We start from the raw sequence: 25,314 nt of genomic DNA, 5'->3' as shown, positions 1-25,314 counted from the left end.
GCAAAAATGAAGGAGAGATCCACCTTGAAAACAACCCATCTGTGCTTTATCGGTGCCGGGTTTCATGCATCCACGAATATTTACCCTTCTGTTGTTGAAGCCGGAGCGCAGATCCAGGCCATTGCCACACGCAGTATGGAACGCTCTGAAGCAGCTCTGCTGCGATTTGGCAGCAACGGACAAGCGTATGATAACGCTCAGCTTATGTTGCAGCAGGAAATCTGTGACGGAGTCGTTGTGGTCGCCCAGCCTGTAGATCAGACCGCTCTTGTTCTCGAATGCATTCGGGCTGGCAAGAATGTATACGTGGATAAGCCGCTCGGATGGAACGCAGCGGAAGCCGCCACTGTAGCAGAAGCTGCCGAGCAGGCTGGCGTCGTTGTCATGGTCGGTTTTATGAAACGTTATGCCCCCGTATACATGAAGCTGAGGGAGATCATTGATAGTGGTTCGCTAGGTAAGGTACGTTCATTCCAGATGAAATTCGCTGTAGACAGTACCCCATTTTGCAAGGATGAGGAACAGTTCATGAAGCTCGCTGCCATTCATATGGTCGATCTGATGCGTTACTTATTCGGAGAAGTAATACGAGTTACAGGCACAACCGTGAAGGACGGGGAACACATTAATCAAAGCATTTCCCTTGTATTTGAGAATAACGTAGTAGGCAGCGCTTATTTTACCGGCATGAGTGCTTGGTCACGGGAGAGTGAAAGTGTACTCGTCACCTTTGACAACGGATTTGCGTCAGCTGAAGAGATCAACACACTTACTGTTCATCAATCCCGAAGCTCGACCAGCCTTCCCTGGAAATCTCTCGAGGAGCAAGATACTGTATATACACCTTCCGGCTCTCCCATGTCAGGAGCTTATCGTGACCTTTATCTACGCGGGTTTGTTGGTGAAATGGCGCACTTCATCACGTGTTGCCAGAATCAGACTGTCCCACATTCCAGTGCCAAGGATAATATTGCAACGATGGCTCTATGTGACTCCATTCTATCGTCACTGAAGTAGCGTATATACGCTCATCATCATATTTTATACATCCAGCGAAGAGCCTGAAACCTGGTATTATCCCCTCAAGGTAGACAGTGAAAAAAAGAGATCATGTTAAAATGAACTCAACACTGAAAACCGGAGGGGATTTTTGCTATGCCAGCGAAAAAGGGCCAAACTTTTAATCAATATAGTGAAGAAACGAAGAAAGAGGCTGTTCGTCTGCGATTGGAAGAAGGTTGGACATACAGTCGGATCATGGAGAAGTTTGGTATTAAGAGTGAGAGCCAGATTATTACTTGGGTACGTAAAAGCCAAAATGGAGAGAGTTTTGAGGATTATCGAGGACGTTGGACGAAGAAGCATTTTAGCAGTGCAGAAGAAGAAAATGCTTATCTGAAAGCGCAGGTAGAATATCTAAAAAAGCTCAATCCGAATTTGCACGGAGAGGGAAGCTGGATTTCGAAGCCCGGTGCCAGTCCGTTCGAGAAATAAGTAAGTGGGCACCTGTGGTTTGGTTGTGTAAAATTGCTGAAATTTCTCGTGCAGGTTACTACAAATGGAAGAAGAATATCGTCCTCCGAGAGAAACGAGCAGATCGGGATACGGATCTAAAAGCACATATTTTAGGCATTCACCGGCTTCGTCCTTATTTCGGCTACAAACGTATGCGAACCGCGTTAGGAAAGGAAGGCCTCGTGGTGAATCACAAAAAGGTACGCCGCTTAATGAGAGAACTCCAGATTCGTTCCGTGATTCGCAAGAAACGTCCATTTGCTGGCCGGAAACCGTCAGTTCTATTCCGTAATGTCTTAAATCGGGAATTCTCGGCGGTAGCTCCTGTGCAGAAACTCGTGACGGATATTACATATGTCCGGATCGGGCATGATTTTGCTTATCTCTCGGTTGTGATGGATCTATACAACAACGAGATTGTAGCTTGGGAACTCTCCGAGCGAAATGACTTAAAACTTGTGATGGAAACGGTAAAGAAACTGAAATGTGGACCGGCCTTACTCCATTCCGACCAGGGATTCCAGTATACAACACAGAGCTATGCCAAATTGCTTGAAGAGAAGAAGCTAACAGGAAGCCATTCTCGGCGTGGGAACTGCTATGACAATGCATGTATTGAGTCGTTCTTCTCCCACTTAAAGACGGAGAAGTTATATTTGGAGAAGCCTCAGAATCTGGAACAAGCAAGGAACCAAATTACAGAGTATATGTTGTTTTACAACAAGGACCGTTTCCAAAACAAACTCGGCGACCTCTCCCCAATTGAATTCCGGGAAAAAGTCGCCGCTTAATGGAGTTTCTCTTTTTTTATTGTCTACTTGACGGGGCTATGACCAACCCGGGCTCTTTTTTTATCTTATAGACATCAACACATCTGCCTTCGACTATAATTAGGGTTTATAATCCGCATCATAAGTGATATGCTCTTTCATGAACTATACGTACGTTATGTAATATAACCACCCAAATAGATACTATAGAAAATCACCGGAAAGTGGAGGTGTACTTATAATGAAAAAGGACGCGACCAAGCTATGTCCCGCGCCATACGGCTGTTCCGTGGAAGTTACCCTCAGTGTGATCGGAGGCAAATGGAAAGGTGCCATTTTGTATCATTTATTCTCCGGTCCTTTGAGATTTAACGAGATCCGAAAATTGTTTCCTGACATCACCCAGCGTATGCTCACCCTGCAACTTCGAGAGTTGGAAGGCAGCGGAATTGTTCATCGTGAAATATACCCCCAGATCCCACCTAAAGTGGAGTATTCCCTCACACCATTTGGTGAAACGTTACGGCCGATTATCTTCAGCATGCGAGATTGGGGAGAAACCTATACAAATGAGGTTCTGGCCAGATCCTCACAAGAGGTATAGTACACAAAAGAAGCTGTCCCTAGTTTTTAGGGAACAGCTTCTTTGCTTGCTTATTTACTTGCTTATTTAATAACCGATTGGATCGTAACCGTACGGTTACGTCCCTCTTCCTTCGCTTGATACAGTGCATTATCCGCCAAGTGAAACAGTTCTGTGGATGTTGTGGAGTGCTTGGGATATTCAGCAATTCCAGCCGAGATGGTGACGGAACGATCTATAGGCAATATGCTTTCTTCGACCGTTATTCGGATACGTTCAGCAATCTCAAAAGCGACGTTAGACTCGGAATTTCTTAACAAGACTACAAATTCCTCTCCACCAAACCGGGCGCAGACATCTTCTGGTCGAACAGACAATTGAATGATATTGGCAATGTGTTTTAATACTTCATCCCCAGCATGATGCCCGAATGTATCATTAATGGACTTGAAGCGGTCGATATCCAGAACAATAATGGAGAACGGCAACTCATCCTGAATCCATTCCTGAATGACTTCTTCGAAGATTCTCCGATTGTTCATGCCTGTTAAAACATCTGTTCTGGCATCATAGACAAGTTGGTTTGTCTGTTTCCTAAAGTTCGCCAATGCGCCAACAACTGCTCTTGTTAGAAGGTCTGCCTCTCTATTCCAGTGAGGTTTCATCACAGGCAGTTCTACTTGTCCCTTATCGACCTGATTCACCAAATCAGCCAGCATAGCAAAAGGACTGGCCAGCTTGCGTGCAACCCGAACCACAATAAGGGTCAGGATCAGGAAAGGCACTGAGGTGTACAGTAACAACATACGGATATGATGATTCAACTGATCGTACACCGTTTGGGTTGGAGACACGATTACGACGCCCCAATCTGTTGATGGAACTTTGTAATAACCTGCAAGCGAATCCACACCTGCCAGGTTTTTGTATTGTTCTTTACCGTGCTTGTTTACTAGCAGCTTTTGAACCACTTCATTTTTACTGACATTTTCACCAATTCGGTTGGTGTTTGGGTGAAATAACAATGTGCCCTTCTTATCCACAATAAAAAAGTAGGAACCATTACTTGTCTTGAGCTGACTGCCAAAAGACAGACTCAATATATTATTTTCCTGTAAAAAGATATTTCCACCGATTGTTCCTTGATACTCCCCTGCCGAATCAAAGATCGGTTCACTGACAAATACAATTCTGCGTTTGGTTCTGGGTGTCTGGTACGCTTCGGAGATATACGAAGTCCTCAAGCTAACCGCTTCTTTTGCTGCATTGGAACTAACATGGTGACCTACGCTAGCCTGTGAGTAAGGTGAGGTAGACCTAACTACTCCCGCTTTATCTACCAAAGAAACGGAATTGAAAAAATTACTGCTATTGCGAACCAAATCCAATGTGGAATTCAACTCTTTTGTATTGGAGTTATCCATATCCGTGAAATATGTGGCTGCATATTTCAAGCTCTCCTGCATGGAATAAAAAAGCGAATCCAGCGTTTGGCTCATTTGCACAGCGCTGGCATAGTTTAAGGACAGGGTGTTATCAATGAGTGACTGTTTCTGAGATGTATAAGATGAGATGACCATGAGGGTCAATGTCATTATAACTGAAATAGTGACCAACCCGCCGAGTAAAGCCGTGAGGCTGATCTTCTTGATGTTTTTTATTTTTCTTCGTAATCTTCTAGATCTCTTGATCTGTGCAATCATCGTTTACTTCCCCCGGATTTTCATGAAAAAGCATATTCCTTCTATCTTATACGAAAGTTGTTAAGATCAAATAAAGAGACTGAGAAATCTTAACAATTACATCGTAAGATTGACGATTTAATGACATTTTACTTTCCCTGGAAGAATCACTGTTCAGAATCGCCCTAATCGACAATGATATATCCTTCTTCTGGCTCTTGTTCAACAAACCCTGCCATCTGACGAACCTGAAATTCGATCGGGTGATGACTACCCATTAAAATGCGATTTTGAACTTCATCCGCTGTTTCTGTAGGTAATGCGAATGCACGTGTATAGGCAAACTGTGCCTGAAGTGTCGTATAGATCGCATTGACAAGCCGATCATTGCCCGCACGCCCGAACACATTAAGGATCACAGCTCCGTTCGAGTCCAGCTTGTCCTTGACCATGGCAAAAAAATCACTGGATATAAACTGCTCGGGTGTACCCGTTGCCGTAAAGGCATCAATAATAATATAATCATATGACGCAGCAGGTTCCTGGCCCAATAATTCACGACCATCCCCAATGAGCACAGGACTTCCCTCATATCCAAAAAAGGTCCGGCTCAACTCCACGACCTCTGCGTCAAGCTCAGCCACCTTTACCTGACGATGAGACAAGTAGGTTGGCAATGTGCCAATACCATGTCCCACCACAAATACGGTATCAAACTCAGGATCATTCCGTTCCATTAGATGCACTATCGCTCTCGGATACTCCAACACCATCCGGTTAGGCTCATCCAGATCCATGGCTCCCTGCACAGCTGCGTTGGAGAATTCTAATACACGAAACTGGCCCTTCTCTCCATAAAGCTTTTTGGTATCATATACCGTCAGCTCATGCTGTTCACTTTTATTCCGATACAGAACTCTCACTAACCGTTCTCCCTTCAATCTATTGCACACATTCGACATATACCTTCATTCTATTACACGGGATGACAACATACCACCCTATACTTTAAAGATCATAGTACAACAAAAAACCGTTCCGACTCATTCGGAAACGGCCTTTTGATGAACCATTTAACACTTCTAAGACCCTATGGCCTCATGCAGAGCCTGGACATATGCTACACCCAGATTAGAGAGAGAAGTGCTCTTGTGGCTTATCCATCCTACATTAATGGATTCCTCACATTCCAGCGGTACAGGAATGATCTCGTCTCCGTTCAGATCAGCGCTAAGTACACCGGTAGAGATCGTATAACCATTCAGACCAATCAACAGGTTAAACAATGTTGCGCGGTCATTGACCTGTATGCTTTTGGGGTGAGATAACGTACTTAGGATCTCTTCGGAAAAGTGAAAGGAATTGTACTCTCCCTGATCAAATGACAAGTACGGATAATCCTGCAGTTGCTCGATTGCAACCGACTCTTGCTTCGCCAGCGGGTTCTTCACACTGATAAAGATATGGGGCTTGGCTGTGAACAAACTCGTGAAAACCAATCCCGCATCTTTTAACAATTTGTTAATCACCTTGGCATTGAACTCATTCAAATACAGGATGCCAATTTCACTGCGCAGGCTTTTCACGTCCTGAATAATCTCGTAGGTCTTTGTCTCCCGGAGCGCCAACTCGTATTCATCCTGACCATACTGCTGTACCAGACGAACAAAGGCATTCACTGCAAACGCATAATGCTGCGTCGATACAGAGAAGTGCTGCGGGGATGGCTTGGCGTTCAGATAACGATTCTCCAGCAATTCAGCTTGTTCTACCACCTGACGTGCATAACTCAGAAACTCAACGCCTTCTTTAGACAGAGATATTCCCTTATTGGTACGTTCAAAAATAGTAATTCGCAACTCCTGCTCCAGATCCCGAATGGCATTCGAAAGGCTGGGTTGCGAGATAAACAACCTTTTGGCTGCTTCATTCATGGAACCGCGCGTGGCAACTTCGATCACATATTTTAGTTGTTGTAATGTCACTGCACTATTCCTCTTTTCGTATCAATTGAATCTATTATATACCAAAAGAGGATCCGAACTTAAGCCATGCTTGCTGTCGGTCTCACTACAATCTCATTTACGTCCACCTCTGCCGGCTGGCTAATGGCGAACAATATACTTTGCGCAATCGCCGAGGCGGGAATCGATATGCGCCGATACTCTTTCATGAGATCACGTGCTTCTTCATCAGAGATCGTATCCGCGAGTTCCGATTCCGTCACGCCCGGTGATACAAGGGTTACACGGATATCTCCGCCTACTTCCTGTCGCAACCCCTCCGAGATGGCGCGGACCGCGTATTTGGTTGCACAATACACCGCTGCCGTTGGTGACACGGCATAGGCTCCAATAGAGGCGATATTAATAAACTGGCCGAAACCCTGCTTTTTCATGACGGGTAGTCCAGCTGCAATGCCATGCAGAACCCCACGAATGTTAACATCTATCATGCGATTCCACTCATCTACTTTTAACGATTCAAGGGGAGATAGCGGCATAACTCCAGCGTTATTTAAAATAACATCGATACGTCCATAGCGAGTTTGAGCGAGGTCAACGATGGTTTGCATCTCTTCCAATCTGGTAACATCCAGCGAATGATACTCCACCGATCCGCCCTCCAAACGAATGGAGGAGGCCAATGCCTCCAAACGTTCCATACGTCTAGCTCCAATAACTACATGTGCTCCATGCTGTGCAAGCAATCGAGCTGTTGACTCGCCAATTCCACTACTCGCACCGGTAATGACAACCACTTTCCCTTTTACATTGGACATATTTTAATCGCTCCTTATTTAGTTGTTATTGTACATTTTCTCTATACAAAACCATGCCTGCATGGTACAAAACGCCGTCCCTGAAGTCTCCATCCGCTGTAAATCCCGTATCATCCACGTACTCTATATGTTTCCCATGAACAACATAGCGACCCTGATATGCACTTTGCCGATCTCCTCTCGCTTCATCATATCTACCGCAAGGAAGAAGTTCATGTCTGATATATCCATCCTTCGTGACCCACATCCCCACATACGGGTGTTTTGGTTCTTGTTGGTCGCCCATTGAATTGCGCTCCATTGTCTCTCACTCCTTTCTGCTTCAAAAGATTCCGTGGCTTCTCTCCATTATGTAAAGGATCAACCGTTGTACGATAGAAAAATCCCGCAGTATTCTTGCCTATTCCTCCAGAGCATTTTAAAATAATAGTAATCGTGGTTTACAAGGGGGCTGTAATTCATGCTTATCAAAACAAATGAAGCGGATACGAGCATCACGGAGCAGCAACAATTGGCTCAGCTTATTGAGCATTTCACCCCAAGTGACGGGATACATCCAACAGCAATTCCATCCCTTGCCTTAATCCGTGCCTCCGAGATCTCACAACCCATATATTCCGTTTATCAGCCTTCCCTCTGCATTGTCGCCCAAGGTTCCAAATTAGTTATACTCGGCCGAGAGAGCTACACCTACAACCTGTCACAATATTTGGTAGCTTCCGTAAACTTGCCTATTTCAGGGCAGGTTGTACAGGCTACAACCGAACATCCCTATCTATGTATTCGACTGGATTTTGATTCAGGGCAGATTTTCGATCTGATTCACGATACCCCTTCTGCTCAACCCAAACCTGACCATTCAACACAAAGAGGATTGTTTGTTAGCTCAACCAAACCTTCCCTTCTTGAAGCCGTGATCCGATTGGTTCGGCTGCTGGATACACCTGAAGACATTCCTGTCCTTGCCCCTCTGTTTATCCGCGAAATTCTATATCGTATTATTCAGGATGAACACGGACATTCCATCAAGCAGTTTGCTATTCAGGACAGTCATGCACAGCACATCGCCGAGGTGATCGAAGTCATCCAATCCGATTACGCTAAGCCACTTCGGATTGAGCAACTTGCTGCCATGATCAACATGAGTTCTTCCTCATTACATCATCATTTCAAAGCGATTACCGCCATGAGCCCTTTGCAATTCCAGAAACAAATTCGATTGCATGAAGCCCGGCGAATGCTGCTTGCAGGTTCAACCGATGCCGCCAATGCTGCGTTCCAGGTTGGCTATGAAAGTCCGTCTCAATTCAGCCGGGAGTATGCCCGCATGTATGGTCTCCCTCCCAAAAGCGATATCAAACGACTTCGTCATACACTCGATATTAAATACTAGAAACAGCAAAAAGACCCGCGTCATCATGACGTGGGTTTTCGGATTCAAATAGGTAGCAGTGCCATCAAGAGAATAGGCTCTGTTTTTCAAAAACAGACATCTGGTTCTCCCCGGTAATAGGACATTCATCAGGATACATACTTCGTTTCTCCAACTTCTCGTCGATAAAATCAACCACCTGCTGTAGCGAAGCAATCTGTGCTTCAACTTTCTTCCGGTGATTCACCAGCATCTCCCGTTCATCCGGGAAATCGGCGAGATCGGAATCCATGGACATTTGTAAATAAGGCTTCATTTCCTCCAGAGACATTCCTGTTTTTTTCAGGCAAGTGATCAACTTCATCGTATGGATATCCTCCGAGCGATATACCCGATGGCGATTGGCCTTGCGTTCCGCTCGGGGAAGCAGCCCAATCTTCTCATAATAACGAATTGTATCTTCTGATAATCCGGCCTGTTCTGACGTTTCTTTAATGGAGAACACTTCATTCTCACTCATCATATGGGCCTCCTCCACATTCATTTCTCTCCATATTACAACTTGGAGCTGACTCCAAGTCAAGCATGATCCATTCCATCCCAACACCCCTTGACTTGGAGTCGACTCCAAGTTATAGAATGAGCGCAGCATACAGATTCGTTCTGTAATCCCATTCTATCTGGAGGTATATATGAATATACAAAATCAGCTTCGCACAGCTCTCATCACAGGATCAACGTCAGGAATTGGTCTTGAACTGACACGCAAGTTACTGGCTGAAGGATGGCAGGTAATCGGTCTCAACCGTTCTGCTTTCCCATCCGAGGATACCGATATTCAGAACGCCTTACGTTCAGGCCAGCTCCGTTGGGTTCAGGCTAACCTGACCAACTATGACAGTCTGAGAACTGCACTAGATCAGATTAAATCCGATACCGATTCGATCGATGTTTTGTTTAACAATGCGGGGGGCAGCGCTGCCGAACTTCGTTTCTCTGATCAGGGGCATGAACTGCACTTTGAACTTCAGACGGTAGTCCCTTACATCATCTACATGGAATTAGTTGAGCTATTACTCAAAGGACAGATGAAAACAGTTATTAATACTTCCACCACCTCGTTCAATATGGTCAGACAATTTGATCTGAACATCCTGGAACGTCCAGCCGAATTCAAAAAGCTGTTTGGTCCTTATGCCACCTCGAAGCTCGGCTTATCCCTATGGACACGCGAGGCTGCCAAGTCTGCCAGTGCGTATGGCATACAATTACTAAGCGTAGATCCCGGTGGAAATAACACGCTAAGGGGCAACAAAACATCCGGCCTGCCCTTCTATATCAAACCTATCATGAAATGGTTCTTTCCTCATCCAAGCCATGGCGCTTCGTTGCTCTACAATGCGGCCTTATCCCCAACCGGACTCGAATCCGGTGCGTTCCTGGTTAAAAATAAAGCGACAGTGCTTCGTTTCACAGAGCAAGGCCCTGCTGTTTTGAACCGGGTAAACGAGATTTATGAACAGCGTTTTCGTACAACGCAGTCTGGAAAGACTACAATCACCCCATCTTAACCATGATGGCCCGTAAGCAGTAAACATAACAAAAAAACACGCCATAGCGGCGTGTTTTTTTGTTATAGGCTTTATGGTTTTTTTCCTTGTTAGATAAAGACACTCAACAATAACACCATGCCAAAGGCGGCAAATCCGAGAATGGTCTCCATGACCGTCCATGTCTTAAGTGTCTGCGGCACAGACAGATTCAAATACTCTTTGACAATCCAGAATCCCGAATCATTCACATGGGACAAAATAATTGAACCTGCTCCCGTTGCGAGCACCAGCAACTCCGGACTTACCCCCGGCATCGTCATAGCGATTGGAGCCACAATGCCCGCCGCTGTTGTCATAGCAACCGTAGCTGAACCTACCGCCGCACGAATCAATCCGGCAATAACAAAGGCCAGCACGAGTGGCGACAGATGCGCACTTTGGGCAAAACCCGCTATCGCGTCACCTACACCGCTGTCTGTCAGGATACGGTTGAATCCGCCTCCTGCACCGATCAGCAAGATAATGGAAGCAACTGGGCCCAAGCAATCATTTGTATATTTCAATATCTGCTGTTTGCTGAAACCACGTGCATATCCAAAAGAATAAAAGGAAAAGAGCAAAGCGAGCAGCAGTGCAATAATCGGACTACCGATGAAATCAACGACCTGACGGAATCCGTTTGTCTCTGGTAAAATCAGATCCACAATCGTAGCGAGCAACATCAGAATCACCGGAAGCAAGATCGTAAAGAGGGTGATGCCGAAACCAGGCAGTTCCCGATCTTTGGTCTCAGTGAACTGTTCCATTAGCTCACTTGAAGTCTCGACTTTGATCCGCTTGGAAATCCATGTTCCATAGAGCGGACCTGCAATTGCTGCGGCTGGAAGGGATACAATCAGAGCCAGGAATATTGTTTTACCAACATCGGCATTGAATATTCCTACCGCGAGCATCGCCGCCGGATGAGGCGGAATCAGACTGTGTACCACGGCAAGACCCGCGACAAGTGAAAGTCCGATTTTGATTAGCGACGTCCCTGTATGCTTCGCAATAACAAATACCAGCGGGAAGAGTAGCACGATTCCAACCTGGATAAATACCGGAATACCACAGATCAGCGCAACAACCATCATCGCCCAGTGTACGTTCTTCTCACCGAAGACACGAACGAGTGTCTGGGCTATTCGTTCGGCCCCACCAGACTCGGCCATGAGTTTCCCGAGCATCGTTCCAAGTCCCAGAACAATCGCGATGAATCCGAGAACGCTTGCAACACCTTCCTGATAGGATTTCACGATATCCGTGAACGGCATACCCGAGATCAATCCCATAAAGACAGCGCCCACGATTAGGGCAACAAATGGATTCATTTTAAATTTGGCAATTAACAGAATCAATCCAAGAATGGATATCAGTGCGTAGAGCAGCAGACTTGCATCATGACTAAGACCGAATACGGAATACATCCGAATAGCCTCCCCCAAGTTGTTATGTTGTGTCAGCACGCAGAATTACACTGGCCCAAACGACCTGAACACTGCGCACCTTCGTATTAAGCTTAAGCTTCGATCTTCTCTACCGTCTCCAGTAGCGCACGTTCCCCGCCAACATTCCCTGGAAACACGATATATGGGATACCACTGAATTTGGCTTCTTCCCCTGTCAACCATACCGGAATGCCCGCAGCCACTTGACCGAGCACCCTTGCTTTGCGTATGCCCAGACCTTTTGTTGCCACATCACTGGATGTAATGCCACCTTTGGCAATAATGAACTTCGGTACGACTTCAAGAGATTGCACAATCTCGACCAACGCGGATGATACCGTCTGACTGATCTTGAAATTGCCCTCATGTCCTTCTACGGTGATGAGCTTACGGCTGCTGTATACAACAACATTGTTGCCCTCCGCAAGCTGTCTGTTCGCTTCACCAATCACACGTCGAATTTCTTCCGTATATCCATCCGGCGTTAATACACGCTCCACATCGATCTCCAGACTGATGATGCCCGGAAACGTAAGCAGTTGTTCCAGTTGACGAGTCGTCTTCTGCACATAGGAACCAACAACAACGATTCCGCCATGTTGTTCCTGTCCGCTTGCGATCAGCTGCTCTTTCGGCAGAAATGCCTGATCCGAGATGCCTGCATACGATTTGACAAAGGAGGCCGCCGTCCGGAAAATATAAGCTTTCCCCTCATCCTCTGCTTGCAGCAAAGCCAGAGAAAGTACATCCATATCTGCATAAGAGAGCGCATTCACGATAATCGGTACATTGTCTTCGGCTTTCAGCAAAATCACTTTGACTACATCGACTCCTTGACGGATTTCCTCCAGTGAAATGGTAAGACAGCGACTAGCCTTAATACGGCCTGAAGTCTTCTCCTCTACCCACGATGGCAGATCTCCATGCTCATACCCAAATACTTTATCCTTGGCAAATTCCGTCTCATGAACTGGAATCAACTGTTCGCCCTCAACCATATAATGCGTGTTGCCTATCGTAACCCGTCCTGCCTCGAAAAAGGCCGGAATGATCAGTTGTCCGTCATATGCACGTCCGCTGACACGCGCCACTTCTTCGGCTAGCACATCCGTCTCCAGCGGATAATAACCACGTAGCATGGAGTCACTACGACTCACAAAGGTGAAACTCGTTCCTTCCTCTGCTGCAACCTCTTGCACATTGCGGGCAATCTCCCGATTAATACGTTCCGCTGTATCTGCATCCAGCCCTCGTGTATTGGTCAGAATATAGAATAACGATTCAGAGGATCGAAACGCCTCCTGCAACAGTGGCTTGTCCCACTGTGTCAACACATCAATATCATGAACCGTCTGTACACCGGTTGGGTCATCATCCAGCACGATAATTTTGCGAGCCCTCGCATCCTGCAATTGCCTAATCTGTCCTCGCACTCCTTCAGAAGAGTTGTCCGTCCGAAGAGCTGCGGGGATATCCGATAACGTCTGATAGGTCATGTCTCTCCACCTCATATCTATATCTATTAACATTCTTTTTTCTTTTTTTAATTTTTTATTAGACCCGATTCACTTCTACACCTGCGAGTTTCTCAAAATACTGAACGATTCCGCCATGGTCATCTGCGGCTTTACCATCAATCTTCAGTGCATGGAAAATCTCCAGCAACTGACTGCTGAGCGGTAAAGGAACACCGATATCATGCGCCGTTTCCATCACATTGGTCATGTCTTTGAGATTAATATCAATGCGTCCCCCAGCGACAAAGTTACGATCCAGAATGAGTGGAACTTTTGCATCCAGTACCGCACTTCCAGCAAGGCCACTACGGATTGCCTGATACATCTTCTCTACATCAATGCCAGCCTTGGCTGCAAATACAAGCGCTTCGGACATGGCGGCAATATTCAGGTTCACGATAATCTGATTCGCCAGCTTGGCTGTTGCACCTGAACCATTATCCCCCACTCGCGTTACATCCTGTCCGACCACTTGCAGAACCTCTTTCACAGATTCGAAAATCATTTCATTGCCACCCACCATGATGGCGAGTGTACCATCTATAGCTTTGGGTTCCCCACCACTTACAGGCGCATCCAACATATGCAAGCCTGATTTGGATACAAGCTGAGCCAGCTCTTTGGAAACGACCGGTGAGATCGAGCTCATGTCGATAATGATACTCCCCGTATTGGCTCCTGCCAGCACACCTTGTTCGCCCGTTATAACGGTGCGGACATGCTCTGAGTTGGGCAGCATCGTGAAGATGACATCACTATGCTCAGCCACCTCTTTCGGAGATGCTGCGCCTCGCGCTCCCGCATCAGCCAATGACATCACAGCTGTTTGATTAATATCGTATACGCTTACATCATATCCCGCCCGGATCAGGTTCAATGACATAGGACGTCCCATAATACCGAGTCCAATAAATCCAATTCGTTTCTTCATCTTGCAATCCCTCCAGCCTAAATTCTTCGATTTTCACTCTTGTAATCGCTATCATTCCTGTTCACATTCGTTATTGTACACAACATTTTAATTTTTGTATACAATTTTATTATTTATGTATCCGAAAATTAAAATTCGGTTTTTAATCTTGTTGTTTATTGCCTTCTTTTTCGCTAAAGTAAAGGGAGAGGTGAAATACAATGCAACCAAGTACGGACAAGTCCCGTCCAGCTTATCAGCAGGCCTATGAAGTTCTGCGGGACATGATTTTGCAAGGCACCCTTTCTCCGGGAACCAAACTTGTGGAAGAGAAGCTGGCGACCGATCTGAATGTCAGCCGGACTCCGATCCGAGAATCCATCCGCCGCCTGGAACAGGAAGGATTAGTCGTGAACAAACGGGTCGTCAAGCTAACCGAGACCGATCTAAGAAATACGTTTGAATTACGGAAGTTACTGGAGGGACATGCGGCTCAATCTGCAGCTGCCTTCTTATCCGCCCAGGAAGTGGCGGCTCTTGAGCATTGCGTTCAAGTGGGACATACCGGAAGCAAAGAAGAGATTATGGAAGCCAATAAAGAGTTTCACGAAATCATCATGCGCGCGAGTAATAACGCATTGATGATTGATCTCTTCGACAAAATGCAATCCGTCATTTATCTATTCCGTCAGACGGTTGTGTATTATCAGCGCCCCTTCCTCATTGAAGAGCATCATCAGATCTGTGAAGCGATCAAGGCACATGACGGGCAGACTGCCGAACGACTGATGAAAGAGCATCTGCAATCCGATCTGGAATTCTGCCTTCATTTGATTCGATAACCGGATTCATGGATTGTTCGACTTTCTCACATCCGTATAAAGACGTGACCGCATGCGGTCACGTCTTTTTTTGTCGTTTGTCCCTCATATTATCCAGGCCCTGATTCATAGGTGTAAACATAACGATACAATGTCGCGTGTGACATGTTATTGAATCTGGAGGGATCACTCAATGACTAAAGGACAGCAACCTAACGAAAAATCATTTATTATCCCGCAACCCATTCGCAGTGATGGCGCTGGTGGACCTGATCTGGGACCCAGAGACGTCATGAGAGATATACAAAACCCCGATATGCTGGTACCTCCGGCAACCGATAACGGGTTATTGCCCAATCTGAGAATGTCTTTTTCCGATACCCATATGCAATTGAACCATGGGGGTTGGTCACGTGAAATCACCGTACGGGATCTCCCTATTGCCACTACACTGGCAGGTGTGAACATGAGCCTGACACCGGGAGGTGTAAGGGAATTGCACTGGCATCAGCAATCCGAGTGGGCCTATATGATCTGGGGAACGGCAAGAATCACTTCGGTAGATCAGAACGGACGTAATTTTATTGCGGATGTCGGGCCTGGCGATCTCTGGTTTTTCCCCAAGGGTCTACCCCATTCCATTCAGGGACTGGAGGATGGTTGTGAATTTCTGCTTGTGTTTGATGACGGGTCCTTCTCCGATCTGAATACGTTATCCATATCCGATTGGTTTGCCCATACCCCACCAGAGGTATTGTCTGTCAATTTCGGCGTGCCCGAATCCGCTTTTCAGTCAATGCCGAAGGAACAGGTCTACATTTTCCAAGATACCGTCCCGGGTTCCATCGAGAGCCAAGAAGTTCAGTCGCCATATGGTACCGTTCCTCTCACATTCAAACACCGATTGCTGGCCCAGGAACCACTCATTACCCCCGGCGGAAGCGTCCGGATTGTCGACTCCACCAACTTCCCCATCTCAACTACCGTTGCAGCCGCACTCGTTGAGATCCGACCTGGCGCCATGCGTGAACTGCACTGGCATCCCAATGCAGATGAATGGCAATACTATCTGACAGGACAAGGGAGAATGACTGTCTTTGGAGGCAATGGCATTGCTCGCACATTTGACTATCGGGCTGGAGATGTCGGATATGTTCCTGTCGCAATGGGACACTATATACAAAATACCGGCACAGACACTTTATGGTTTTTGGAGATATTCCGAAGTGATCGATTCGAGGATGTATCGCTGAATCAGTGGATGGCGTTAACCCCGCAGGATCTGGTCCGTGACAATCTGAATGCGCCGCCTGAGTTGCTCAATGCCTTGCGTAAAGTAAAATGGCCTGTCGTTTAATTTAGTATGTATATCTATCATTTAAGCTGAAATGGGGTAATTGTCAGAGAATCCCACTATATAAGGAGGAATATGAAAGATGAGAGCCGTTACGTTTCAGGGAATCAAGGACATTCAAGTCAAAGAGGTTGAAGATCCCAAACTGCAACAGAAGGATGACATTATCGTTCGTATTACTTCCACAGCTATATGTGGATCGGATCTGCATATTTATCAGGGAGCCTTGCCTGCTGCCAAAGATTACGTTATCGGTCATGAACCGATGGGCATTGTAGAAGAAGTAGGTCCAGAAGTGACACGTGTGAAGAAGGGGGACCGTGTGGTCCTGCCTTTTAACATCGCTTGTGGTGAATGCTTCTATTGCAATCATGACATGGAGAGCCAGTGCGATAATTCCAATGGCAATCCGGATATTCATACAGGTGGATATTTTGGATTCACCGAACGTTACGGAAACCACCCCGGAGGTCAGGCAGAATTATTGCGTGTTCCCTACGGGAACTTCACTCCGTTTGTGATTCCTGAATCCTGTGAACTGGAAGATGAGGCTTTATTATTCCTGTCCGATGTTCTTCCAACCGCATATTGGAGCGTGGAGAATGCCGGAGTTAAACCGGGAGATACGGTTACTGTACTCGGTAGTGGACCCATTGGGCTGATGACGCAGAAGTTCGCCTGGATGAAAGGTGCCAAACGCGTTATTGCTGTGGATCGCCTGCCCTATCGACTGGAGAAAGCCAAACGTTTGAACGATGCAGAGATCTTTAATTTCGAAGATTACGATGATATGGGTGAGCACATTCGTGAGATTACACAAGGCGGAACCGACGTTGTTATCGACTGTGTAGGTATGGATGGTAAAAAAACCACGCTGGAGGAGATCGGACAGAAGCTGAAACTTCATGGCGGTTCACTGAGTGCGATCGAAATCGGCATGAAAGCAATCCGCAAATTCGGCACACTCCAACTTACGGGTGTATATGGCTCTTCCTACAACATGTTTCCGTTAGGTAATTTGTTTGAACGCAATATCAATCTTAAAATGGGACAAGCTCCTGTTATACATTACATGCCTGAATTGTTCCGCAAAATCACTGCTGGTGAATTTGATCCAACGGAGATCATCTCCCATCGGATTTCACTGGAGAATGCAAGCGATGCATACCGCATTTTCAACGATCATGAAGACGAATGTACCAAAGTTATACTAAAACCCTGAACCGTCGCTTTGATTATAAATATGCAAAATAAAACAAGCAGAACTACCTGTTCAAGGTACTCTGCTTGTTTTATTTTATCGACATTCATCCTGTTACCGTTGCATAAACTGCTCAGCCAGCTAAATGGTCTGTACCTAATCAGACATGAGTCGGTTTAGTCGCTTGGATATACACACTTTCTCCTTGGAAGCTGTCGAGCTTCCCGTTCGTTGTCACTTCAAAATTGAAAAATTTTCTGATGATGGACGGTGCACTCAACATACTTGCTTCAAGTTCCCTTCTCTCCCGTTCCGGCAGTGCCGCACGGTTACACCACTCTTCAAACTTAAAGCGCTTCTGGAAGGAAACCATCGTTTCCATTCGGAAGCCCGCATACTCCAGCATATGAATCCATTCCGTCTTGCTCCATGCTCGAACATGGCTTGCATCCCGGCACTTCTCCACTTCATTGTAAAACTGGTCATTCTCATCACGTTCAGGTGCCACGTTGTCAATGAATAACAACCTTCCACCGGGCTTCATAACTCGTAATGCCTCATGAACAAACGAAGAAACATCCGGAAAATGGTGAGCAGCGATTCGGCAGGTTACAAGGTCATAGATATCATCATCGAATGGAAGCTTCTCTGCATCCCCGGCTACAAAATCTACATTACGGTGTCCATTGCCATGGATAAATGCTTCAGCTACCTGAAGCATTTCTTCCGTTAGATCGAGGGCTGTCACCCGCTGAACAAGTGGAGCCAATGCATTAGCGACATGCCCTCCTCCAGTGGCGATATCCAGCACGTTCATATCCGGAGTGGCTTGAGATGAAGCCACGAGCAACGTGAGATCCTCACCTTTGGCATGCCCCGAACTCGTCACATATTTACCTGCATTTTTCGCAAACTGCTTCTGCACCTGACTTTTGATTACATCAGACATTCCAATTCCTCCTGCACAAGTTTCATTAGACGAAACATAGTTTCAAAATATAATTATATTTATTTTACCATAGATGAATGTAAAAGCTAAATAAGCATTTTACACAAATCCGGAGGCAACTTTCCACTACCTAACCAAAAAGCTGAAATAAAAAACATCCCCCAAGTGAATTTCACCCAGGAGATGTTTCTTATATTTATTACTTCACAAGCGTTGGTGACTTCTTCCACAGTCCCAGAATCAGACCGGAGATCACAGAACCAATCGCAACAGCGAGCAGGAACAATAATGCGTGGTTCGCCAGTGCTGCAACAAAGATCCCGCCGTGCGGAGCTGGTACATTAATGCTCCACAGTTGTGTCAATCCGCCAGCAACAGCGGAACCCAGAATACAAGAAGTCAATACACGTAATGGATCAGCCGCAGCAAATGGAATTGCACCTTCTGTAATGAAAGAGAATCCAAGTACATAGTTAGTCAGGCCTGATTTGCGTTCTTGCTCTGTAAATTTGGATTTGAAGAATGTTGTTGCAAGTGCAATCGCCAAAGGAGGCACCATACCGCCTGCCATAACCGCTGCCATCCATGCACCGTCTGTGTTACCACTGGATGTGAATACCCCAATAGCGAATGTGTAAGCCGCTTTATTGAACGGTCCGCCCATATCGATGGACATCATACCGCCAAGCAGCAAGCCCAACAATACCGCATTACCTGTACCCAGATTACCCAGTGCATCTACAAGCCATGTGTTCAGGGAACCAAAGATTGGATCAAAGACATAGAAACTGATGGCACCTACGATCAGCAAACCAAATACCGGATACAGCAAGATTGGTTTCAAGCCATCAATCGCTTTTGGCAATCCTTTGAACAACTTACGAAGACCAATAACTACATAACCAGCCAGGAAACCGGCAGCCAAACCACCAAGGAAACCGGCGTTTGAGTTAACCGCCATCAATCCACCGACCATACCAGGCATCAGGGCCGGGCGATCTCCAATACTCATCGCGATAAATCCGGCAAGTACCGGAATCAGGAAGTGGAACGCACCTGTTCCGCCACCGATCGTTTGAAGCAGTTGCACAATCGGATTCTCAGGGCTAGCAAGCTGTTCGAACAAGAAGGAGATTGCTAGCAGTATACCACCACCTACAACGAATGGCAGCATATGCGAGATACCATTCATCAGATCTTTATAGATTTTGCTACCTACACTAATCTTGCCAGTGCTTGCGCCCTCTTCCTTGGCATTTCCGCCTTGGCTGCGATAGATCGGTGCATCACCGTTAACGGCCTTGCGAATCAGCTCTTCGGATTTACGGATTCCATCACTCACCGGTCTTTGTAATACCGGTTTGCCATCGAAACGTGCCATCTCCACATTTTTGTCTGCGGCAACGATAACCCCTTTAGCACGAGCGATCTCATCAGCAGTGAGAACATTCTGCGCTCCTTCAGAGCCGTTTGTCTCTACGCGAATATTGATGCCCATTTCCTGAGCTTTCTTTTTAAGTGCATCTTCAGCCATAAACGTATGAGCTATACCGGTTGGACAGGCTGTAACCGCAACAACAAAATCTTCCGAATTGGCATTACCTACAATCACACCAGAAGTATTTTGTTGCTGACCAGTAGTAGAAGTGGATGCGGCATTTGCTGCTTTTTCAGCTTTTACTTTTTCTTTGGCTGCTTCCTTCTCAGCTGCTTCTGCCTGTTTGGCATCAAACAATGCACTAACTTCGGCAGGTGTATCTGTACTCATCAATTGTGAGATGAAATCGCTATCAATCAACAACCTGGAAAGAGCTGCAAGCGTACGCAGATGGGTATTACCTGCGCCTTCTGGAGCCGCAATCATGAAGAACACATGAGCTGGCTGATCATCCAACGCTTCAAAATCAAGCCCTTTTCTACTCTTGGCAAATACAACTGTTGGTTCGTTCACCGCTGTTGTTTTGGCATGTGGCATTGCAATTCCGCCACCGATACCCGTGCTCGATTCAGCCTCTCTTTTATAGATCATTTCCTTGAACAGGACCGGATCATTGATTCGTCCGCTTCGGTTCAGGCTTGCAATTAGTTCATCAATAGCCTCATCTTTGGTTGTGGCTTGCAGGTCCATGATCATCGTTTCTTGGATCATCAAGTCTGTTATTCTCATCTTGGTACACTCCCTTAAGTTCAGTCGGCCTGCATAGGCAGGCCTCACTACATTAAACAATTACAGTAAAAACCTTTTATATGGCCGTTAGACTAAATCGTCGTAATGGTTACTTGATTACGCAATTCATCAATCAATTCACGTGTTGCCAGATCATCTGAGAACGCAGTTGCGCTTCCAGATGCAACCCCTGTGCGGAAAGCTTCCAGCAAATCTCCGCTCTGTACATAGGTACCTACGAATCCGCCAATCATGGAGTCACCGGCACCAACCGAGTTTTTCACAGTGCCTTTTGGCACATTCGCATGATGAACTTCCGCTTTGGTAATGAATAGTGCACCCTCACCTGCCATGGAGATCAACACATGTTTGGCACCGGCTTCCAGCAACTTACGCCCGTATAACGCCAGTTCCTCGCGAGTATCAATCGTTACACCGAACAGTTCGGCCAGTTCATGATGATTTGGCTTCACCAGCAATGGTGCATGTTCAAGAGCTTCCATTAACGCAGGGCCAGTTGTATCAATCACAAATTCGGCACCCGTTTGCTTGCACACTTTAATGAGACGATCATAAAAATCCGTTCCAAGTGAAGGAGGTACACTGCCGGAGAGAATGACAATATCTCCTTTTTGCAATGAGGACAATTTGTGAAGCAACTGCTCCGCCTCTTCGGCACTTATTGCAGGTCCAAGACCATTAATCTCTGTCTCTTCTCCATGCTTCAGCTTGATGTTAATGCGAGTATCGTCTGCAATCGTAACAAAGTCTGTCCGAATGTTATCTTCTTGCAACTTGTCATTAATGAAACGTCCCGTGAATCCACCAAGGAAACCAATGGCCGTGTTATCTGCTCCAAGTTGATTCAGTATGCGAGAGACATTAATGCCTTTGCCGCCAGGGAGCTTCAAATCCCGATTCATTCGATTCAATCCGCCAAGCTTCAGCTCATCCACTTCCACGATGTAATCAATGGACGGGTTAAGTGTTATCGTATATATCATCGTTATCCCTCAATTATTTTAGTTTTCTGGGCGATTCCAGGCCGCCAATGTTCTGGCATCTGCTCGGTAATCAAATCGGCCTCCTCCAAATCAAACAATTTGGCAAAAGTAATTTCCCCTATTTTGCTGGAATCAGCCAGCACATAAGATTTTCCCGACAATTGATGTGCACGCCTTTTAATCAAGGCTTCCTCCGGATCCGGTGTTGTATACCCCATTTCGGGATCAACTCCGTTGCTTCCAAGAAAACATTTATCAAAACGGAAATTATCCATGTTCTGTAATGCGATACTGCCAATGACTGCTTTTGTATGAATTTTCATCATACCTCCGAGCAAATAACTGCGAATACGCTTGCTTACCAAAGCCTCAACATGTGAAAGTCCATTGGTAACAACCGTTACGTCTTTAGCTTCAATAAAAGGAATCATGGCTAACGTTGTCGTTCCTGCATCCAGATAAATGCATTCGCCATTTTCGATCTCCTGTGCAGCCAAACGGGCAATCGTCGTTTTTTGTTGGATGTTTTTGAACGTTTTTTCTTCCATGCCCGGTTCCAGCGTTTTTTCATTCACCAGTGCGGCACCGCCGTGGATGCGTTTGAGCATCTGACGACTCTCCAGATCGATCAAGTCACGCCTAATTGTTGATTCAGAAGCACCCAACACATCAACAAGCTCTTGCAATTTCACAATTCCCTGTAAATGTAAGCGCTCTATAATTGCAGCATATCGTTCTTCAGTCAGCATCTTCATTCCTCCAACTGCTTCTATAGTATCATAATTCACTCAAAAAACAACCACTTTCATTCAAAATAATTTAAAAACATTCAAAAACCCGCATCTTTCGACTTATTTTCTTGTCCAATTGTCCCTTTCTTACTTCATGTTCTTAAAGTTGGAATTCTGTGCCCTTCAAATCTTCATTAAAAATCCTGCAGCCTCCAGCGCTGGATGCGCGGCGTTGCAGGATTTTGATTTTCATGGGAACTGCATGACGTTTATGACTCTACAACCATAGCATCCGGTTTGGGTTTAAGCCATTTGCCATCTTCATTAATAAAAGCACCCTTGAAGCGGCCCATCTCCAATTGTTCAATTAACCTCTCCTCGTCCATGACCAGAATCTCAGCGAGCTGCCCCGAGGTGTAATAATGAGCGGGATTGTAATCGAGCAGAACAGGAACAGACGTATCATATAATTCTTTGATCAGATTCTCAAAGGAATGGCGACCCAGGTCCTCCATATCTCTATAAAACTGCAAATGTTGGGACACCATATTACGGAAAGATTTATTCTCCAGATGCATCCACAACGTATTGCAGGCCCGAACACTCATATGATTTTGTTCCACATCGTAAAATTGAACTTCTTCAATCTTCATGTATTTCTCTTGAAATGCTACGATCTTAATCAAAGGTACATTTCGTTTACGCGACGCTTTCTTCAAATGGGCTCTAAATTGTTCATAGTTCATTTCATTCATCTATTATCCCTGCCTTTAACATGTTCCAACCGACATTTTACAACAAATTAAAGGCAAGTGTAACCTTCATCATATGAAAAACGAAAAAACGTGCAGCATCAGATGCCACACGTTCACAATATTATAGAGTGCGATTACTCAGCGAGGGCACCACTTTTCACCCACGTAGCCGTAAATTCCTGTTCTTCATACGCATAGAATTGTTGCAAAATAATCTCCCGATCATCGAGGAACAATTGATCCGCTATGGCAGAGACCAGTTTCGGCACCGCGCTCTTGGTCCCCGATATTGCCGATGCCGACAGACCACAGCTGGCAAGTGCAGAGTAGTTGAATACAAACAGTCCGTGCAACGGTTTCTCACCCTGTTCACTCCTGCTTGTCATTGCAAACCCGGAACTCAGGTATGGATGTGCGTCCAGCAACGCATTGCGAAGCTCTGGCGGAGCCTGGTAACAATCCTCCCAACGTGCGATGTATGGCTCCACAAGCTTCAGTTCAGGACGGAGTGCCGGATCACTGAGAAGACCTGTGCTAATAATTAGAAAATCAAACTCATATGCACCCTGTGCGGTATGCACAATCGCGCCTTGGTCTGTTGCTTCTACACTCAGCCAAGGCGAATTCAAATGTAGTTCGAATCCTGGCCAGGCTGCCGCACGATTAAACGTATCATTGGTTGGGGGTTGATTGAATTTGAAGAAATGAGAGATCACTTCATATTTATCAGCAACCGGAAGAGCGTGGTACCGCTCAATCATACCAGATTGTTCCATCTGACGAATGGGATTAACACTAGGCAGCTGTTCCCGCCGGACAAATACATGAGCTTCTGCCACACCTGTGGCAAGTGCGTAGCTCGCATTATCAAAAGCAGACGCGCCGCCGCCAAGAACAGCAATTCTTTTACCTTTTAACCGATCAAAATCAATCCCTTCAGACGTGTGGGCATACAGCTCCCGAGGTAATCTATCGGCAATCATGGATGGCACATGCCACTGTCCACCACCTTGAATTCCCGTAGCAAACACTACTTTGCGAGCAAGTATAACATCCATCTGAGTTCCTGCCTTGTTCACATGAAGTCGATGTATTCCGTTCTCTATTGGCTCAACCAGCGTCATTTCTACCTCATTAAGCACAGGCAGATTCAGCACTTTCCGATACCAGCGCAAATAATTCATCCAGTCTCCACGCGGGATCTTGTCTACCTCTTCCCAACCTTCGGGCCCAACCTGTGCTTCCCACCATGAGCGAAAGGTTAACGAGGGGATCCCCAGATCGATGGAAGTCAGATGCTTGGGTGTGCGCAAAGTAACCATACGTGCATAAGTCTCCCAAGGTCCTTCAAGCCCCGATGCATTCTCGTCAATGACGACAATATTGGAGATCCGTTCCCGAAGAAGTCCAAATGCCGCCCCTAATCCACTCTGGCCTCCACCCACAATGACGACATCATAGACATGACCATCCGCATGTTCTCTTGGACGTACCCAGTTCGCGCCACCAAATGACAAATAAGCCAGATCATTCTTCACACGTTCATTTAAAGCTTCCAGGCTCATGATTCATCAACCCTTTCGAGATACATATATGAACTAGTCTTTCTTTGATTATTTGATGTAAGTTTGTTGTCAGTTATATTGAGAGTAATTGTGCTTTTTCTTTGTGTTTCTGAAATATATTAGCGTTATTATATGAGTTATCGGGGATTTTTTGAAGTTCGCGGTAGATTTATTGTCATCAATACTAAAAATATCTAACATGCTTGTTAATTCCTACGAAACTCTAACTGGATTATTAATGCAGTTCCTGCTGAACGGATGATTTGCAGAAAAAAAAAAAAAGACAGACCAAGATGTAACCTTGGTCTGTCTTATTAAAGGAATGCTATTGGCCGGCTTGTTCACGGCGTTGCAATTTTTCGTTGGTTAATTTCTCAGGGGTCACATCATGACCCAGTGGGTCCACAACGGATACTGCCAGCATGGTTGTCAGCACCTGACCTCGAATAGCCTGCAAATATTGTTTTCTAAGCTCCCGCTGCTCGCTTTGTTCTGCTTTTGTCAAACCGACGCTACTGCGTTGTTTTCGACTTAATTCGTTAATACGTCCCAAAATAGGAATCATGAAATCCACCTCACTTGTTAGTCCAAATTTC

Annotated in this window: 23 protein-coding genes and 1 pseudogene; 8 read left to right on the top strand and 16 right to left on the bottom strand. The window is 45.8% G+C overall.

Annotated elements, in window-relative coordinates; genetic code table 11:
* Positions 1-24 precede the first annotated feature (24 nt).
* The 3 genes and pseudogenes from MKY01_RS10215 (at position 25) to MKY01_RS10205 (ending at position 2,889) form a co-directional block, all read left to right on the top strand.
* The gene (locus MKY01_RS10215) at positions 25-1,017 is read left to right on the top strand and encodes a Gfo/Idh/MocA family oxidoreductase (protein WP_282322022.1); all 993 of its coding nucleotides are present in this window, start codon (positions 25-27) and stop codon (positions 1,015-1,017) included.
* 138 nt (positions 1,018-1,155) lie between these two features.
* Positions 1,156-2,306: pseudogene (locus MKY01_RS10210) on the top strand (IS3 family transposase).
* A gap of 220 nt (positions 2,307-2,526) precedes the next feature.
* Entirely contained in the window at positions 2,527-2,889 is a 363-nt protein-coding gene (locus tag MKY01_RS10205; protein WP_017689435.1) for a helix-turn-helix domain-containing protein, read from the top strand.
* 62 nt (positions 2,890-2,951) lie between these two features.
* Here MKY01_RS10205 and MKY01_RS10200 read toward each other — a convergent pair whose 3' ends face one another.
* From MKY01_RS10200 to MKY01_RS10180, 5 genes are all read right to left on the bottom strand, one after another.
* Positions 2,952-4,571 (bottom strand): sensor domain-containing diguanylate cyclase, encoded by a 1,620-nt coding sequence (locus tag MKY01_RS10200; protein ID WP_282322023.1) that lies wholly within the window; start codon positions 4,569-4,571, stop codon positions 2,952-2,954.
* Between the two features lie 164 nt (positions 4,572-4,735).
* Positions 4,736-5,473 carry a fused MFS/spermidine synthase gene (locus MKY01_RS10195; RefSeq protein ID WP_100529279.1) on the bottom strand — a complete coding sequence of 246 codons (738 nt, stop codon included), beginning with the start codon at positions 5,471-5,473 and terminating at the stop codon, positions 4,736-4,738.
* Positions 5,474-5,632: 159 nt separating this feature from the next.
* Positions 5,633-6,535, bottom strand: a complete 903-nt coding sequence (locus MKY01_RS10190) for a LysR family transcriptional regulator (protein WP_017689438.1) — start codon at positions 6,533-6,535, stop codon at positions 5,633-5,635.
* A 59-nt stretch (positions 6,536-6,594) separates the two neighbouring features.
* On the bottom strand, positions 6,595-7,332 hold the full coding sequence (locus MKY01_RS10185) for an SDR family oxidoreductase (protein ID WP_127544247.1): 738 nt from the start codon (positions 7,330-7,332) through the stop codon (positions 6,595-6,597).
* Between the two features lie 25 nt (positions 7,333-7,357).
* Positions 7,358-7,633 carry an Atu4866 domain-containing protein gene (locus tag MKY01_RS10180; protein ID WP_218034846.1) on the bottom strand — a complete coding sequence of 92 codons (276 nt, stop codon included), beginning with the start codon at positions 7,631-7,633 and terminating at the stop codon, positions 7,358-7,360.
* Between the two features lie 159 nt (positions 7,634-7,792).
* On the opposite strand from MKY01_RS10180, the gene MKY01_RS10175 reads away from it, so the two are divergent.
* Entirely contained in the window at positions 7,793-8,725 is a 933-nt protein-coding gene (locus MKY01_RS10175; RefSeq protein WP_339286386.1) for an AraC family transcriptional regulator, read from the top strand.
* Positions 8,726-8,789: 64 nt separating this feature from the next.
* Here the strand turns inward: MKY01_RS10175 and MKY01_RS10170 are convergent, their stop codons facing one another.
* On the bottom strand, positions 8,790-9,224 hold the full coding sequence (locus MKY01_RS10170; RefSeq protein WP_338708922.1) for a MerR family transcriptional regulator: 435 nt from the start codon (positions 9,222-9,224) through the stop codon (positions 8,790-8,792).
* Positions 9,225-9,396: 172 nt separating this feature from the next.
* Here MKY01_RS10170 and MKY01_RS10165 point away from each other — a divergent pair, with 172 nt between their 5' ends.
* Positions 9,397-10,275, top strand: a complete 879-nt coding sequence (locus MKY01_RS10165; RefSeq protein ID WP_339286385.1) for an SDR family NAD(P)-dependent oxidoreductase — start codon at positions 9,397-9,399, stop codon at positions 10,273-10,275.
* Between the two features lie 89 nt (positions 10,276-10,364).
* Here the strand turns inward: MKY01_RS10165 and MKY01_RS10160 are convergent, their stop codons facing one another.
* From MKY01_RS10160 to garR, 3 genes are all read right to left on the bottom strand, one after another.
* Positions 10,365-11,723, bottom strand: coding sequence for a GntP family permease (locus MKY01_RS10160; protein WP_036609749.1), 1,359 nt, complete (start codon positions 11,721-11,723; stop codon positions 10,365-10,367).
* Positions 11,724-11,815: 92 nt separating this feature from the next.
* Positions 11,816-13,240 carry a four-carbon acid sugar kinase family protein gene (locus MKY01_RS10155; protein WP_339286384.1) on the bottom strand — a complete coding sequence of 475 codons (1,425 nt, stop codon included), beginning with the start codon at positions 13,238-13,240 and terminating at the stop codon, positions 11,816-11,818.
* 58 nt (positions 13,241-13,298) lie between these two features.
* On the bottom strand, positions 13,299-14,192 hold the full coding sequence (garR, locus tag MKY01_RS10150) for a 2-hydroxy-3-oxopropionate reductase (RefSeq protein WP_036670060.1): 894 nt from the start codon (positions 14,190-14,192) through the stop codon (positions 13,299-13,301).
* 200 nt (positions 14,193-14,392) lie between these two features.
* Here garR and MKY01_RS10145 point away from each other — a divergent pair, with 200 nt between their 5' ends.
* The 3 genes from MKY01_RS10145 (at position 14,393) to MKY01_RS10135 (ending at position 17,568) form a co-directional block, all read left to right on the top strand.
* Positions 14,393-15,013, top strand: a complete 621-nt coding sequence (locus MKY01_RS10145) for a GntR family transcriptional regulator (RefSeq protein ID WP_036670058.1) — start codon at positions 14,393-14,395, stop codon at positions 15,011-15,013.
* Between the two features lie 172 nt (positions 15,014-15,185).
* Positions 15,186-16,349: an oxalate decarboxylase family bicupin gene (locus MKY01_RS10140; RefSeq protein ID WP_047842342.1), complete on the top strand. Its 1,164-nt coding sequence runs from the start codon at positions 15,186-15,188 to the stop codon at positions 16,347-16,349.
* 79 nt (positions 16,350-16,428) lie between these two features.
* On the top strand, positions 16,429-17,568 hold the full coding sequence (locus MKY01_RS10135) for a zinc-dependent alcohol dehydrogenase (RefSeq protein ID WP_036609757.1): 1,140 nt from the start codon (positions 16,429-16,431) through the stop codon (positions 17,566-17,568).
* A gap of 139 nt (positions 17,569-17,707) precedes the next feature.
* Here the strand turns inward: MKY01_RS10135 and MKY01_RS10130 are convergent, their stop codons facing one another.
* The 7 genes from MKY01_RS10130 to MKY01_RS10100 form a co-directional block, all read right to left on the bottom strand.
* Positions 17,708-18,496: a class I SAM-dependent methyltransferase gene (locus tag MKY01_RS10130; protein ID WP_339286383.1), complete on the bottom strand. Its 789-nt coding sequence runs from the start codon at positions 18,494-18,496 to the stop codon at positions 17,708-17,710.
* A 199-nt stretch (positions 18,497-18,695) separates the two neighbouring features.
* Complete coding sequence (locus MKY01_RS10125) at positions 18,696-20,663, bottom strand: fructose-specific PTS transporter subunit EIIC (RefSeq protein WP_339286382.1); 1,968 nt, start codon at positions 20,661-20,663, stop codon at positions 18,696-18,698.
* Positions 20,664-20,755: 92 nt separating this feature from the next.
* Positions 20,756-21,667 (bottom strand): 1-phosphofructokinase, encoded by a 912-nt coding sequence (pfkB, locus tag MKY01_RS10120; RefSeq protein ID WP_339286381.1) that lies wholly within the window; start codon positions 21,665-21,667, stop codon positions 20,756-20,758.
* Between the two features lie 2 nt (positions 21,668-21,669).
* On the bottom strand, positions 21,670-22,416 hold the full coding sequence (locus MKY01_RS10115) for a DeoR/GlpR family DNA-binding transcription regulator (RefSeq protein ID WP_017689448.1): 747 nt from the start codon (positions 22,414-22,416) through the stop codon (positions 21,670-21,672).
* Positions 22,417-22,667: 251 nt separating this feature from the next.
* Complete coding sequence (locus MKY01_RS10110) at positions 22,668-23,153, bottom strand: hypothetical protein (protein ID WP_339286380.1); 486 nt, start codon at positions 23,151-23,153, stop codon at positions 22,668-22,670.
* Positions 23,154-23,287: 134 nt separating this feature from the next.
* Complete coding sequence (locus MKY01_RS10105; RefSeq protein ID WP_282322034.1) at positions 23,288-24,718, bottom strand: NAD(P)-binding domain-containing protein; 1,431 nt, start codon at positions 24,716-24,718, stop codon at positions 23,288-23,290.
* A gap of 325 nt (positions 24,719-25,043) precedes the next feature.
* Positions 25,044-25,283, bottom strand: a complete 240-nt coding sequence (locus MKY01_RS10100; RefSeq protein WP_127544263.1) for a DUF896 domain-containing protein — start codon at positions 25,281-25,283, stop codon at positions 25,044-25,046.
* Positions 25,284-25,314: the final 31 nt, after the last annotated feature.

The organism is Paenibacillus sp. FSL R5-0486 (assembly GCF_037975155.1).
In the GTDB taxonomy this organism is placed as follows: Bacteria; Bacillota; Bacilli; order Paenibacillales; family Paenibacillaceae; genus Paenibacillus; species Paenibacillus amylolyticus.
Note: the sequence above shows the minus strand (reverse complement) of the source record. Positions and strands in the feature narration are given on the sequence as shown.

Coding starts and splice junctions, on each gene's coding strand:
- pfkB (WP_339286381.1), bottom strand. CDS start 21,667: ATGATATATACGATAACACTTAACCCGTCCATTGATTACATCGTGGAA.
- MKY01_RS10140 (WP_047842342.1), top strand. CDS start 15,186: ATGACTAAAGGACAGCAACCTAACGAAAAATCATTTATTATCCCGCAA.
- MKY01_RS10115 (WP_017689448.1), bottom strand. CDS start 22,416: ATGCTGACTGAAGAACGATATGCTGCAATTATAGAGCGCTTACATTTA.
- MKY01_RS10165 (WP_339286385.1), top strand. CDS start 9,397: ATGAATATACAAAATCAGCTTCGCACAGCTCTCATCACAGGATCAACG.
- MKY01_RS10160 (WP_036609749.1), bottom strand. CDS start 11,723: ATGTATTCCGTATTCGGTCTTAGTCATGATGCAAGTCTGCTGCTCTAC.
- MKY01_RS10200 (WP_282322023.1), bottom strand. CDS start 4,571: ATGATTGCACAGATCAAGAGATCTAGAAGATTACGAAGAAAAATAAAA.
- MKY01_RS10170 (WP_338708922.1), bottom strand. CDS start 9,224: ATGAGTGAGAATGAAGTGTTCTCCATTAAAGAAACGTCAGAACAGGCC.
- MKY01_RS10180 (WP_218034846.1), bottom strand. CDS start 7,633: ATGGAGCGCAATTCAATGGGCGACCAACAAGAACCAAAACACCCGTAT.
- MKY01_RS10175 (WP_339286386.1), top strand. CDS start 7,793: ATGCTTATCAAAACAAATGAAGCGGATACGAGCATCACGGAGCAGCAA.
- MKY01_RS10135 (WP_036609757.1), top strand. CDS start 16,429: ATGAGAGCCGTTACGTTTCAGGGAATCAAGGACATTCAAGTCAAAGAG.
- MKY01_RS10110 (WP_339286380.1), bottom strand. CDS start 23,153: ATGAATGAAATGAACTATGAACAATTTAGAGCCCATTTGAAGAAAGCG.
- MKY01_RS10145 (WP_036670058.1), top strand. CDS start 14,393: ATGCAACCAAGTACGGACAAGTCCCGTCCAGCTTATCAGCAGGCCTAT.
- MKY01_RS10105 (WP_282322034.1), bottom strand. CDS start 24,718: ATGAGCCTGGAAGCTTTAAATGAACGTGTGAAGAATGATCTGGCTTAT.
- MKY01_RS10125 (WP_339286382.1), bottom strand. CDS start 20,663: ATGAGAATAACAGACTTGATGATCCAAGAAACGATGATCATGGACCTG.
- MKY01_RS10185 (WP_127544247.1), bottom strand. CDS start 7,332: ATGTCCAATGTAAAAGGGAAAGTGGTTGTCATTACCGGTGCGAGTAGT.
- MKY01_RS10155 (WP_339286384.1), bottom strand. CDS start 13,240: ATGACCTATCAGACGTTATCGGATATCCCCGCAGCTCTTCGGACGGAC.
- MKY01_RS10100 (WP_127544263.1), bottom strand. CDS start 25,283: ATGATTCCTATTTTGGGACGTATTAACGAATTAAGTCGAAAACAACGC.
- MKY01_RS10130 (WP_339286383.1), bottom strand. CDS start 18,496: ATGTCTGATGTAATCAAAAGTCAGGTGCAGAAGCAGTTTGCGAAAAAT.
- MKY01_RS10205 (WP_017689435.1), top strand. CDS start 2,527: ATGAAAAAGGACGCGACCAAGCTATGTCCCGCGCCATACGGCTGTTCC.
- garR (WP_036670060.1), bottom strand. CDS start 14,192: ATGAAGAAACGAATTGGATTTATTGGACTCGGTATTATGGGACGTCCT.